Here is a 12,926-nt window from a genome sequence, read left to right on the forward strand (position 1 = left end):
AGTGTCCCGTGACGGGTTCAGTGGAGGCTTGATAGTGCCGCTCCGGCGGTCGCCGGGGCGGTGTGGTGACGATAGTAGGCGTCCTCGAACTCGGCCGGGGGCACGAGCCCGATCTCTCCGTGCAGGCGCCGGTAATTGAACCAGTCGACGTACTCGGCCACCGCGATCTCCAGGTCCTCGATCGACTTCCAGGGGCCCTTGTTGCGAATCAGCTCGGCCTTGAACAGCGAGTTGAACGCCTCAGCGAGGGCGTTGTCGTACGAATCGCCAGTGGATCCCACCGAGGCCACCGCCCCCGCCTCGGCCAGGCGCTGGGTGTAGCGCACCGCGACATACTGAACGCCCTTATCCGAATGATGCACGACCCCGCTGGTGTCATGGCCGTCATGGGATCGGGTCCACAACCCCATCTCGAGGGCGTCCAGAGCCAGGTCCGTGCGCAGGGAGGTCGACAGCTGCCACCCCACCACCCGCCGGGAGAACACGTCAATGACGAAGGCGGCGTATACCCAGCCGGCGAACGTTCTGCAATACGTGATGTCGGCGACCCACAGCCGGTCCGGGGCGGCGGCGGTGAAAGATCGTTCCACCAGGTCCGGGCGGGTCTCCGGTCCGGTGCCGGCCACCGTGGTGCGCGGGCCCTTGGCCCGAATGACCCCACGCAGACCCGCCGCCCTCATGAGCCGGTGCACCGTGCACCTGGCCACCTGATGGCCGTTCCGGCGCAGCTCGGCGTGGACCTTGGTGACCCCGTACACCCCGTAGTTCTCCGCATGCACCTTGGCGATGACCGCGGTCGTGGCCGCGTCGCTGACCGATCGCGCTGAGGGCGGGCGGGTCTTGGCGGCGTAATAGGTGCTCGGGGCGACCTGCAGAACCTTGCAGATCGGCTCGACCCCGTACTCGCCCTTGTGGGCGTCGATGTAGGCCACTACCTGTGGTGTGGGCGGTCGAGCTCCGCCGCGAAGAAAGCCGAGGCCGACCGCAGGATGGCGTTGGCCCTGCGGAGCTCCCGAACTTCTCTTTCGAGCTCGGCCAGCCGCTGGGCGTCATCAGTGGTGGTGCCCGGCCGGTATCCCTCGTCGACCTCGGCCTGTCTGACCCAGTTCCGCAGCGTCTCCGGGTTGATCCCCAGCTGCTGCCCGATCCGCGCCAGCGCCCCGGCCTTCGTCGCTGGGTCCCGTCGGGCCTCCACCGCCATCCGGGTGGCGCGCTCACGCAACTCATCCGGGTACTTCCTCGGTGCTCCCATGACTCTCATCCTTCCGTGGAATGAAAGCCTCCAACAGACCCGTCACGGGACACCACCCGCTCGGCCAGCACCGTGGCCGGCATGGACGGGTGCTCGGCCAGCAGCGCCCGCACGACCGGCTCGACATCGGTGAACGCGTTGGGCCCCGCAGACCTCTCGTAGCGCGGTGGCCGGGAGGCGGCCACCGCCTTGGCGACCGTATTCCGCGAGATCCCCAGCCGCGACGCGATCTGGGACTTCGGCACCCCCTCGGCATGCAGCCGACGGATCAACGCCCAATCTTCCACAGTGATCACACTCCAATCGTCGAGTGCTCACTTTTCGACCGTCGCATCTGCTCAGTATTCGCCCGGCGTCGACAATCGCCTTGCTGCTTACCGAGATAACGCCACCCGCCGCCATCGGGGATGTTGCCGAACTTGGTCACGTCGACGTGGATCAGCGCACCGGGGTGCGGGTGCTCGTAGCGGCGCAGAGGTTCGCCGGTGACCCGGTCGATACGGGAGAGCCGGTTGATCCGACAGCGCACCAGCACCGCGTGCACGGTCGAGGCCGGCATGCCCAGCCGGCCGGCGATCTGGACCGGGCCCAGCCGGTGCCGCCAGCGCAGGGCCACGATCCGACGAACCACCGCGGGCGTGGTCCGGGTCGGGCTGGTGCGCGGACGCGAGCTGCGATCGGCCATCCCGGCCCGGCCTTCGGCCCGGTACCGGTCGGCCCATTTCCTCGCGGTGCGTGGGGCGACCATGAACATCCTGGCGGCCGTGGCACAGCTCCATCCACGATCAACGATGAGTTGTGCGAGCCGCAGACGGGCGCGTGGGGTCAGGGCGGCGTTAGCGTGGGACACGAGGACCTCCGGTCGGTGAAGCGGTTCCTAGACAGCTCCACTTCACAACCGGAGGTCCTCACCTGTCAGCCCGACTCACCGCCGCGAGGCGGCACAACCTCCCTGGACATCACACCTAGACGGCCACCGCCCCGAACCTCGTTGAGCGACAGTTCATCGCCGGGGCGCCGAACAAGCAGTGGGTCGCTGACATCACGTATCTGCGGACCCGGGAGGGAGTCCTGTACCTCGCCGTGGTGATCGATGCCTGTTCCCGCAAGGTCGTCGGGTGGGCCGGGGCCGACCACCTGCGCACCGAGCTGGTACTGGACGCGGTCGGCATGGCCATCTTCACTCGGAAACCCGATCCTGGACTGATCCACCACACCGACCGAGGGTCCCAGTACACGGCCTACGAGTTCGGCCGGACGCTGCGCACCTCAGGCATCCTGGCCTCGATGGACCGGGTCGGCTCGGCCTTTGATAACGCGATGGCCGAGACGATCTTCGCCACCCTGACGACCGAGCTCGTCCACCGCCGCTCCTGGCCCACACGGCACGAGCTCGAGATGAAGGTCTTCTCCTACCTCCAAGGCTTCTAATACCCTCGCCGACGCCACTCCCGGCGCGGTAACCTCAGCCCCACCGAGTACGAGCAGCAGCTTAGACCTGGTCTCAAAACCTGATCTGTCGTTGCCGGCCCTTCTGCTGTTGGTTCACAGTGCCTGCATGACGAGGAAGCAGTCGTGGATGGTCGATGACCGTCTGTGGGAGCTGATCGCCCCGCTGATCCCGGCTCAGCCACCGCCTCGGGGGCCCGGTGGGCGGCCCCGGATCGACGACCGCGCCGCCTTGGAAGGCATCCTGTTCGTGCTTCACACCGGGTGCCGGTGGCGGGACCTGCCCCCGGCCTTGGGGTGCGGATCCGGGCACACCGCCTGGCGCCGGCTGCGGTACTGGCAGGAGGCCGGGGTGTGGGAGAAGCTGCACCGGGCCGTGCTCGAGGAGCTCTCCGAGCAGGAGATCCTCGACTGGTCGCGAGCCAGCATCGACGCGGTGTCGGTCCGGGCCAAAAGGGGGGCGAGCTGACCGGCCCCAACCCCACCGACCGCGGGAAATCGGGCACGAAGTACCACCTGCTCACCGATGGGAACGGCCTGCCCCTGCACATCCTGGCTTCGGCGGCGAACACGCATGACAGCAAACTCTTCGAGCCGCTGTTGGAGACCAATCCGGCTGTGCGTGGCCGTCGAGGGCGTCCGGGACGGCCCCGTCGCAGGCCGGAGAAGCTGCACGCGGACAAGGGCTACGACTATCCGAGGCGCCGGCGTTACCTGCACCGGCGGGGCATCAAGGTGCATATCGCCCGCCGCGGGACCGAGTCCAAGACTCACCTGGGTCGACACCGCTGGGTCGTGGAGCGCACCATCTCCTGGGTCCTGCGGTTCAAGCGACTCGGGCTGCGCTATGACCGCACCGAAGCCACGCTGTTGCCGCTGCTCCTGCTTGCCGTCACGCTCATCAACCTCCGCCGACTGCGTCAGGCAGTGGAGTTATGAGACCAGGTCTTATGACAGAGAACGAGGCATCCACATGACGGGGGTCACTTCAAGCCCTCGCTCTGGCCCTGAACAACAGACCGAGGGAGGTCCTCGGCTGGAAGACAACCGCCTAGGTGTTGTGGGTCATGAGGTTCTTGGCGTGGGTGCGTCGATGAGATGAGGAACGGGCTCCTCGTCACAGGATGGAAGTTCCTACACCGTCCGTCCGCGCGAGAGAGCCCGTTCATGACCCACGTTAACGCACCCCTGACCCCGACCGGCCGGCTGCGCATGGTGTTGCGCCACCTCGACGACGGCATCCCCAAGGCCCACGTGGCCGCGGAGTTCCGCGTCAGCCGGCCCACCGTGGCGACCTGGGTGGCCCGCTACCTCGAGTCCGGCGAAGCCGGGCTCACCGACCGTCCCTCGACCCCGCGGCACAGCAGCACCCGCACCCCGGCGGCGGTCGTGGACCTCATCGAGCGCTGGCGCCGCAAGCACAAGTGGTCAGCGCGGCGCATCCACCGCCACCTGGTCGACCGCGCCGTGGCGATCAGCCTGCGCACCGTCGGCCGCTGGCTGCACCGGCTCGGGATCTCCCGCCTGCGCGACCTCACCCCCGCCGGCGAGAACACCCGCAGGACCCCGGGACGGATCCGCGCCGCCTGGCCCGGGCACATGGTCCACCTGGATGTGAAGAAGGTGGGCAGGATCCCCGACGGCGGCGGCTGGCGGGCCCACGGCCGCGGCTCCACCGCCGCGAAGGCGGCCAAGCGCGGGGCCGGGGCCAAGGTCGGCTACACCTACCTGCACTCGGCCGTGGACGGCTTCTCGCGGTTGGCCTACACCGAGGCCCTCGAGGACGAGAAGGCGGTGACCACCATCGGGTTCTTCTGCCGGGCGAGAGCCTTCTTCGCCGCCCACGGCATCACCCGATTGAACCGCGTCGTGACCGACAACGGCGCCAACTACCGGGCCAAGGACTTCACCCGCTGCGTGGAAGCCCTGGCCGGCCGCCACCAGCGCATCCGCCCCTACACGCCGCGGCACAACGGGAAGGTGGAGCGGTACAACCGCCTGCTGGCCGACGAGGTGCTCTACGCCCGCCCCTACGCCAGCGAGCAGGCCCGCCGGTACGCCATCGGGGTCTGGGTGAACCACTTCAACTACCATCGGCCCCATACCGCCTGCGGCGATCAGCCCCCGGCCTCACGCACCCCGGCCCGTGCCAATAACGTCATGCCCTCTTACACCTAGGCCTTCGACCGGCAGCTAAAGCGTCTCCAATAAGGCGGTGCTACGACAACGAGTTGAATCCGCCCAGTACGTCGCCGCGCGCTAGATCCGCGATTGGAGGCGGCCGGAGCGGTGGCCTCGGTGGGCTCTACCGGAGCTTCATGTGACATCTTTCACGAAGCCAAGGCCTTCCACTCGCTATTCAGTGCCGACGTGATCCGCAGGAGGGATCCTTGGAAGACGATCAACGACCTGGAGCTCGCGCTGGCAGAGTACATCGACTCGTTCAGTCACCAGCGCCTGCACGGCGAAATCTGGCCTGTGGCCCCGGCCGAGTACGCGAATACCCACTATCGTCACCACGCCGCACAGCGACCGCCATAGCATCAATGCAGAACCTTTTTTGAACCCGTCACGGGGAATCCTCCGATGGACCGGTAATCGGCGTGCGTCATGTTCGAACGCGCATCTTTTGCCTTGACTGGGTAGAAAGGACACGCCAGTAAACAATAAAACCAACCACCATCGCCATACTTCGGAGCATTTCTCCCATGAGGACCCAAACAGCCATCTCTGCAGCTGTATTCGCATCAAACAAGACCGCCCCGCCTATCACCAAGAAAATTTGGGCGGCGCATATACAAAGATACATCCGCTCTCGCTCTGCAAGTATAAGCACATGACTCATCGCAGATGTTACCGCATTGATAATCGAGGCCACGACCAGCAAAATCGCTGCCGACCAAGCGCCCGAGTACTCTGGCCCCAGAATGGAAACAAGGCCATCCTGGCCGACCGCGACGAAAAAGACGAGTAGAAATGCCGGAATGGGGAGTGAAAGTATCGCCGCTTCGACAATAAATCGCACCAGTGTGCGTGCCTGGTGTAGGGCCACAGATATTTTGGCCAAATATACGGTTGTAACCGCGCTTGTCCCCAATGTACCGACGGACTGTATTCTCAAGGCTATGTCATAGGTTCCTGCAATGGCTAGCGAGTTCATTCCCAGAAAAAAGATTGGAGCACGGGATGTCAGGGACGTCAACAGGGAACCCGCGGCCATGACAAGCGCCGTTCGCCACACAATGCGCTCCCCCGAAGGATCTTCCCGACACCGAAAGCAGGGTGAGGCAAAATATAACAATATTGACACCAAGACGAAAGGCACTACTTGCAGGGTGATAAAATGTTCTGGCACAAATGTCGCGGCTAAAAGGGCAGCAACCAAGGCCAGACCCGGAAGAACTATGGATTCCGTGAACTGGCCAAATATCGGCTGGTCTTTAGCTTGCAGTTGGAGCACTAACAAACGATGAACCCCCGAATTGGCGGCCACTAGAACAAGAGCCACCATCCACCACCCGGGCCAGCCGTAAGCGAGCCCACCTGCCAATGCCACGAGCCCGACAAGAAGGGCAAGGCAACTCCAGCCGATGAAAAGTACGCGAAAATCCCTCAATGCAAGGGATGAGGCGGCTTGACTGTTGCCCTTTGCCCAAAGAGGGGCCTGCATTTTGAGGCCCAGCGTTTCCAGGCCCATAGCTCCGGTCATGCGAGCCACCAAAGCGACAGACCAGAGGACGCCATTCAGCCCTACTTCGTACGGCGAAAAACGCAACGCGACTGTTGCCACCAGACTCATTTGTAGAAGAGCCCCACCGACGCGAATCACCAAGACAACGGAAGATGCCGCTGAGGATCGACCAACGTCGCGCAATCTCCCCTTACGCACGGCAGCATCCGACGATCGGCGAACAAGGCTGGGTCTTACATTCCAAATTTATGACCCCCAGCCTTAAACCGGCAACGTTTAATGGACGTACAGTGTTTAGGCACATCGATTCAGACAGCGTTGATGCGCAACTATTCAAATTCGCCGAATGTGGTGACATAACCATTACTCGTACCAGTGCACCAAATAGACCGTGGTTTGTTGTACACGCAACGGCAATCTCCGGGCGCATCCTCGTCCGTCTCACCGCCATCCACCCCAAACAGCATGTGGTGATTTCGAGGCAGGAACATGCCTATCAACTTGTTCATCCGGGCGCCTTCCTGCTACGTGGCCGGACAAAATGAGTGCGCTGCAGATACCTGCGACAACGGGAAACAATCCGAACATAGGAGGTGACGAAAAGACCGGCGCCACCCATGACTCTATAAGCAAAGCCGCAAGCCATGCTACACCGACGGCTCCAATCCATCGCACATAGGGTTCGGTCTCACGGCGCATCAGTTGCCACGCGGGGCGGGCCAGTAAAAGCATCCCGGCCATATAGCAGGTAAGACCAATGAACCCAGATTCCCCCAATACCGCCGGCCAGAACGTGTCTGTGAGGAACATGCCATCTTCCCCTGGGCCCATGCCATACACGAACTGGTAGCCTCTATCGGAATATTCGGGGCTGTAGTCCTGTCGAGCTGGATAGGACCCATATCGTCCCAAACCAGCGCCTAAGGGAAAATAGCTCACGGCAATGAGCGCCGCGTCACGGGTCATCATGGTACGTGCCGTGCCGTCCGGATTGGTGAAATACTCATTCCAAGTGAAGGACACTACACTGACCAGGGGACCCCAACTAAGAATAAGCACCAATGGCGCCGCGACGGCGATCACGGCCATGACAAACGAGCGTCCACCCGGAATTGCAAGACGCCCAAAAATGGTTCCAGCGATCATCGACACAATCGACTTTCGCCTGAAAGAAAAAATATTTGCAAGTGCTGCGCCGGTAAGGAGAAGCAAGGAAGGTGCCGATCGACCCACAATTTTTCGGAACAGGAACACCGCTATAAAACTCAGCGACATGCTTGTGCCGAGACCAACGGGGTGATCAAAAATGCTTGTAAGGCTGGTATAGCCGACGCGCTCATCACCTCCGATGATTCCGAGGGCAGTTTTCCATGGACCGGGGGCCGCGGCGTTGGCCAGAGTAGCGACCAGAACAACGGCTAATAGCCACCCGGAGAACTTTGCGATCTTGGGCAAGTCTTGTCTAATCCAGTCAATTTGTGCTACTGCGAAGGCCAGCAGGGCTCCTTTGACGAATAGGAATCCGCTTAATGAACTCGTGGCCAGGGAAACCCCATGCGGTAAGGAACTGGCAAGCCCGAGCCCGAGATAGACTGCAAAGAGAACGAGGGCGGACAACCAACGAATGCGTCCACGTATGGATGCCGCGCGTGTCGTAAAAGCGACGAGGCACACAAACACGAGGACGTCGTCCAAGTATCCGACGGCAGTGATTCCCGATGCTGCTTGGAGAGTTTGCGCAACGAGTATCGCGACAAAGGTGATCGCGGTGCCAGCCTTAGGGTACAAGAAAAATCCGACGAGAGTCAGAAGGCCTACTATCCCTGTCCAAACATATTGATCACTGGCTACAATTCCGAGGGCTCCGAGAAGCAATAACGTCAGGACCAGGAATCTAAAGTTGCGTACTGACACGCTCACCCTCCTTTCGAACCTTCCGTTGAAGGTAAGAAATGTGGCCCATTTCCACCACTTCTTCGCTGAAGTAGTGCGCCCGCATCCATGGCCTTATGGCCCGAGAGGAACGGCGACGACCTACTTTGCTCGACCCGACGTTGTTCTGTCTTGCACCCCCAACGTGCTTCCTGAAAATGCCCTCGCAGCTTACGAAAGCTGGCTCCGAAAATAGCGGTCGAAGGCGCGAGTATTCTCTGCCCCAATTTCCATTGATTGGTTTACTTCGGGAAATCGAGTACTTTGTAAGTTTGTCCGTTAGCCCCTTGCGTGACAGGACACGTTGACCGCTACGTAGCGGCATGCGATTGAAAAAGTGACTCAGCTTTCTCTTAGTCCACCTATACGCCCTCCGTCGACCCTGTGGACAATTGAGTCTTTCTTCTCGTGCGCTTTTTTCCTTCAAGTGGTCCGATCGAAATTCGACACTAATACTCTCGAATGGTATGCCATTAATGGCGTAGCGGCTCACCCTCCGCCATAAATGCCGTCGTGCACGGGGTCCGGTACCAGTGCTGTCTCGATGCAGTTCGTTTTTGCGCGTAAGACCATAAGTTTTTGACTCGTTCATGTTTATCCACCAATTGCATGCGACGTTGCATGCCTTCTCACCCCATTGGGCAACGTGCGCCTGCCGTCCCGTCGCAGACGGTAGCCGACATGGACGGGAGAATCTCTCGGAGTCTTTTCCTGCGATGGGCCGTTCTGGGTACGCGCCCCCCTCCCGCGACCTTCCGACTTGCAGCATTTTTCGTACAACCCACCTACAAACGCCGAGGCGGGGATGACTGCGGTTTGATACCGGGCCGCTCTTTAAGTGGATGGGGGTACGCTCGTTGAACTTCCGAGCTTGTGGCCGGTGCGAAGACGGGAACCACGGTGCATATTCGCGGCGTTGTCAACGGTCAGCGGGACTTCCCGGTAGGCGGTCAGGTGATCTCCCCGTCTGCGGACAGCTGATCTCCCTGTCCGCGGTCAGTTGACCTCCCTGCCGGTCAGTTCAGTGGGACCACCCCGCGTCCGGCGGTGGCCTCGGTGAGCCGCAGCGAGGTGCCCTCGGTGATGATCACGTGGGCGTGGTGCAGGAGCCGGTCCACGGCGGCGGTGGCCAGGGTCTTGGGCATGATCGTGTCGAACCCGGCCGGGTGGATGTTCGAGGTCACCGCGAGGCTGCGGCGTTCATAAGTCGCATCGACGAGGCGGTAGAAGGCCTCGGCGGCGGCCTGGCCCGAGGGCAGCATCCCGATGTCGTCCACGACGATGAGCTCGGCCCGGGTGATCCGGGCGATGGTCTTGCCGATCGAGCCGTCCGCCCCGGCGCGGCCGATCGCGGCGGTCAGCGACTCGAGGGTGAACCAGGAGACCCGCATCCCGGCGTCGATGACCTGATGGGCCAGGGCCTCGACGAAATGGGTCTTGCCCGTGCCCGAAGGCCCCGAGATCGCGAGGTTCTCCGCCCGCCCCACCCACTCCAGGGTGGCCAGGGCCGACTGGGTCGGGACCGGGATCGAGGAATCGGCTTCGCGCCAGGAGGCGAAGGTCTTCCCGGCGGGCAGTCCGGCGGCTTTGCGGCGTGCGGCCCGAGTGGCCTCATCACGCCCGCGGGCCTCTTCGGCCAGCAGCACCCGCAGGACCTCGGTGGGGTCCCACCGTTGGGAACGGGCGGTGGCCAACACCTCGGGGGCGGCCGCGCGCAGATAGGGCATCCGCATCCGCTTGAGCACCGCGGCGAGGTCTTCGGGCAGCGGCGGTGCTGCCGGGGCGGTGGTGGCCGTGTTCATCGAGCGGTCTCCTCGGTTGTGGTGGTTGTGCTGGTTGTCGTGGTGGCGCCGAAGGTGGCCCAGGCGGCGGTGCCGGGCTGGGCGGAGTGGGTCTCGTCGGCGGCCACGAGTCCGGCGGCGGTGGCCCCGGTGGCCTGGTGATCGCAGATCGCGGTCAGATCCCCTTCGCTGAAGCGCCCGGCGGCCGCGGCGATCCCGAGGGCGGCGTCCACGGGCCCGGCCCCGATGAGGGCGGCGAGCTCAACCGCGGCGGCCATCTTCGCCCGGATCCGGGTAGCCCCGGCCGCGGAGGCCTCGATCAGCCAGGTGTGCGCCCCGGCGCCCAGGGCCAGGAAGTCCTTCTCCGCCGCGCTGCGGGCTCGTGGCCGGGGCGGGCGTGGGGCACCAGTGGGGTCTTGGGGGTGGTCGGGGTAGTGGGCCAGGTCGATCCGCGGATTGCCCGGGGTCGAGAGGCGGTGGCGGGCGACCTCGGTGAGCCCGGCACGCCCGGCCGCCCACCCCGGGGCCACCGGAAGGGTGTCGAGGTCGGCGACGACCACCAGCTCCTCGGCTGCGACCCGCACCCACACCTCGGCCCCGACCAGGCCCGGTGGGGTGGAGTAGCGCACCGAGCCGAACCGGATGGTCTGGTCGGTGCCCACCGTGCGGGTCACCCCCAGGGCGGTGGTGTGCGGGGCGGCCGGCAGCACGTGCAACCGTCGTTGTTCCTCGGCCAAAGCGTGCTCCGGGATCTTGGCCGTCTCCCGGTGGGTGCGCCCGTTGACCTTGGCGCAGAACGCCGCGCAGGCGGCCTCGAGTGCGGCGAAGGAGCCGTAAGCTGCGCGCAGGTTCGCCTCGGTGGGCACCAGATCGGCCTTGGCGATGCGCACCGTGGACTCCGACCCGCCCTTGGACTCGGGGTCATACGGCACGCAGGTGTGCACCTGCGTGCCGTAGTGCCGGCCGGCTTCCACGATCTGCGGGTGGCGCACCGCAACCCCGGCCACGTGATCGACGGTCACGGTTCTCGGGTTGTCGGTGAGCACATAGGTCGGCACCCCGCCGATGAGGGCCAGAGTCGCATCCAGGCACCCGATCAGCGTCGGGAGGGTCTGGTCCCATACAGGGATCACCACCCGGAACCGTGACCACGCCAGCCAGGCGCAGAACAGCCACGTGCGCCGCGGCACCCCGTCCGCGCCGGGCACCTTCGGGCCTTCGCCCCAGTCGAACTGCAGCCACAGACCCGGCTCGGTGATCCAGGGCCGGTAGGTGCGCCGGTGCCCGGCCCGCCATACCGCCTTCACCTGCGCCACGGCCCGGCGGGTGGTGCGCTCGGTCCCCGGGAACCCCACCGCGACCAGGCGGGCGTGGACGACGTCGGCGCGGACTGTGCCCTGGCTGCGCTCGACCCACTCCTCGATCTTCGGCAGGTAGGCGTCGATCATCCGAGGACGACGGCCCGGGCCGGTCACCGGCCGGCCCGCGTCCCGGGCGGCGGCGTAACGGCGGACCGTCTTCGGATCCACCCCGGCCAGGGCCGCGGCCGAGTGCGCGGAGCCGGTGGCGTCATATGCTTCGAGAATTTCCATGATCTCCCTGTCAGACTTCTTCATGCGTCCCTCCGGCGGGTGATGGCTCAAGGTGGTCAGAGACCTCGAGCGAACCCCCGGAGGGACGTCTGCATGGGGACCGACACGAGCCTGGCCCCGGGGCTGAGAACAGGGAGATCAGCTGTCCGTCAGCAGGGAGGTACGTGTCCGCCTACAGGGAGATTGGCATGTCCGCTAGCAGGCGTTCATAATTTCTTCTCTGCCGTGCGTTTCTCCTCGTCGATTCTTTTAGTCTGCCAGCTGATGGTACAGCGGTTCTGTTCGCGGCCCTCGCTGGTCCCGCCGCCACTGTGGCGCGGGTTTTAACGCGCCTGGACCGTGCCTCGACGTCGACTGGGAACCCTCTGCGGCGCGTAGCCAGGAACTGACTTCTCAATGTGACACGCTCCTCAGCGGTCCCTGCTTTGACTGTGGCACAGAGGCTCGGGCGACTGGCGTGCCTGCGCTGGAATCCGTGCTTCCGCGTCACATGACATCACGGCCCGCACTGGTTCTATAGCATCGTTACGAAGTGCGCGGGAACGGACCCGGCCGTGGGATCGGGGGGTCCATGAGAAATGTTGGAGTTCGTTCTGTTCAGGGCGACGAGAGTTCGGACCTGAACGCCGGCGAGTTTCTGGAGGTGTTGCGTCGCCGCTGGTGGGTCCTGCTGGTAATGGGAATGCTTGGGGCTCTCGTAGGCTTCGGGATCGGTATGAATCGCCCCACGGTATATGAGACGACGGCTAGCGGCGTCCTAGTCCCGACCGGCGACGTGAGTGTCTCCGAAGTGCTCGCCGGAGAGAATCTCGCGAAATCACGAGCTATCACATATGAAAGTGTGTCCAAGACGCGACCGGTCGCGGAGTCCGTTGTAGCGGAATTGGGCTTCGAGGTTCAACCTGAAACTCTGTTGCCGCTCATAAGCACTTCTGTTCCCGTGAATACGTCCGAGATCCGTGTGACGGCACAGAGCTCGACACCTGAGGCAGCACAGCAACTTGCAGACGCATGGATCCTCGCATTGAGTTCTCAGGTAGAGGCCTTCAACGTGGAACAGTCGTCCGACCAGGGTGGCCCCGGTCGCAGCGTGTTGCGGCTCGTGCCCGTGGGTTCTGCCTATCTACCTGGAGAACCTACTTCCCCCCGGATGCCGCTTCTGGTCGGAGGTGGGGCTCTAGTCGGGCTTTTGGTCGGTCTGACTGTCGCCGTGTCGGAAACAGGATTGA

General features: G+C 63.9%; 9 protein-coding genes, 1 pseudogene and 1 other annotated feature. Of the genes and pseudogenes, 3 read left to right on the forward strand and 7 right to left on the reverse strand.

The window, feature by feature from the left end; all coding sequences use genetic code 11:
• Positions 1-17: 17 nt before the first annotated feature.
• The 3 genes and pseudogenes from EQG70_RS12465 to EQG70_RS12475 form a co-directional block, all read right to left on the reverse strand.
• A protein-coding gene (locus tag EQG70_RS12465) for an IS3 family transposase (protein WP_244296552.1) occupies positions 18-1,252 on the reverse strand; the annotation gives its coding sequence in 2 pieces (ribosomal slippage) (positions 18-973 and positions 973-1,252; 1,236 coding nt in all).
• Positions 861-974 (reverse strand) — a sequence feature (AL1L pseudoknot). It overlaps the preceding gene by 114 nt.
• Positions 1,253-1,257: 5 nt before the next feature.
• The gene (locus EQG70_RS12470) at positions 1,258-1,548 is read right to left on the reverse strand and encodes a helix-turn-helix domain-containing protein (RefSeq protein ID WP_208746208.1); all 291 of its coding nucleotides are present in this window, start codon (positions 1,546-1,548) and stop codon (positions 1,258-1,260) included.
• 2 nt (positions 1,549-1,550) lie between these two features.
• Positions 1,551-2,102 (reverse strand): annotated as a pseudogene (locus EQG70_RS12475) (helix-turn-helix domain-containing protein); the annotation flags it as partial.
• A gap of 155 nt (positions 2,103-2,257) precedes the next feature.
• Here EQG70_RS12475 and EQG70_RS12480 point away from each other — a divergent pair.
• The 3 genes from EQG70_RS12480 to EQG70_RS12490 all read left to right on the forward strand — a co-directional run bounded on the left by EQG70_RS12480 (position 2,258) and on the right by EQG70_RS12490 (position 4,879).
• On the forward strand, positions 2,258-2,683 hold the full coding sequence (locus tag EQG70_RS12480) for an IS3 family transposase (protein ID WP_109269536.1): 426 nt from the start codon (positions 2,258-2,260) through the stop codon (positions 2,681-2,683).
• Between the two features lie 127 nt (positions 2,684-2,810).
• A protein-coding gene (locus EQG70_RS12485) for an IS5 family transposase (protein WP_109269537.1) occupies positions 2,811-3,640 on the forward strand; the annotation gives its coding sequence in 2 pieces (ribosomal slippage) (positions 2,811-3,153 and positions 3,153-3,640; 831 coding nt in all).
• 228 nt (positions 3,641-3,868) lie between these two features.
• A complete protein-coding gene (locus EQG70_RS12490; RefSeq protein ID WP_126346459.1) occupies positions 3,869-4,879 on the forward strand; it encodes an IS481 family transposase in 1,011 nt (336 codons plus the stop codon).
• Positions 4,880-5,309: 430 nt separating this feature from the next.
• Here EQG70_RS12490 and EQG70_RS12500 read toward each other — a convergent pair whose 3' ends face one another.
• The 4 genes from EQG70_RS12500 to istA all read right to left on the reverse strand — a co-directional run bounded on the left by EQG70_RS12500 (position 5,310) and on the right by istA (position 11,721).
• Positions 5,310-6,491, reverse strand: a complete 1,182-nt coding sequence (locus EQG70_RS12500) for a lipopolysaccharide biosynthesis protein (RefSeq protein WP_138976475.1) — start codon at positions 6,489-6,491, stop codon at positions 5,310-5,312.
• A gap of 342 nt (positions 6,492-6,833) precedes the next feature.
• Positions 6,834-8,306: a hypothetical protein gene (locus EQG70_RS12505; protein WP_138976476.1), complete on the reverse strand. Its 1,473-nt coding sequence runs from the start codon at positions 8,304-8,306 to the stop codon at positions 6,834-6,836.
• A 1,034-nt stretch (positions 8,307-9,340) separates the two neighbouring features.
• Positions 9,341-10,126, reverse strand: coding sequence for an IS21-like element helper ATPase IstB (istB, locus tag EQG70_RS12510; protein WP_109269538.1), 786 nt, complete (start codon positions 10,124-10,126; stop codon positions 9,341-9,343).
• Complete coding sequence (gene istA / locus EQG70_RS12515) at positions 10,123-11,721, reverse strand: IS21 family transposase (RefSeq protein ID WP_208746193.1); 1,599 nt, start codon at positions 11,719-11,721, stop codon at positions 10,123-10,125. The genes istB and istA overlap by 4 nt, the downstream gene beginning before the upstream one ends.
• Positions 11,722-12,926: the final 1,205 nt, after the last annotated feature.

This window comes from Kocuria rosea (assembly GCF_006094695.1).
Classification (GTDB): Bacteria; Actinomycetota; Actinomycetes; order Actinomycetales; family Micrococcaceae; genus Kocuria; species Kocuria rosea.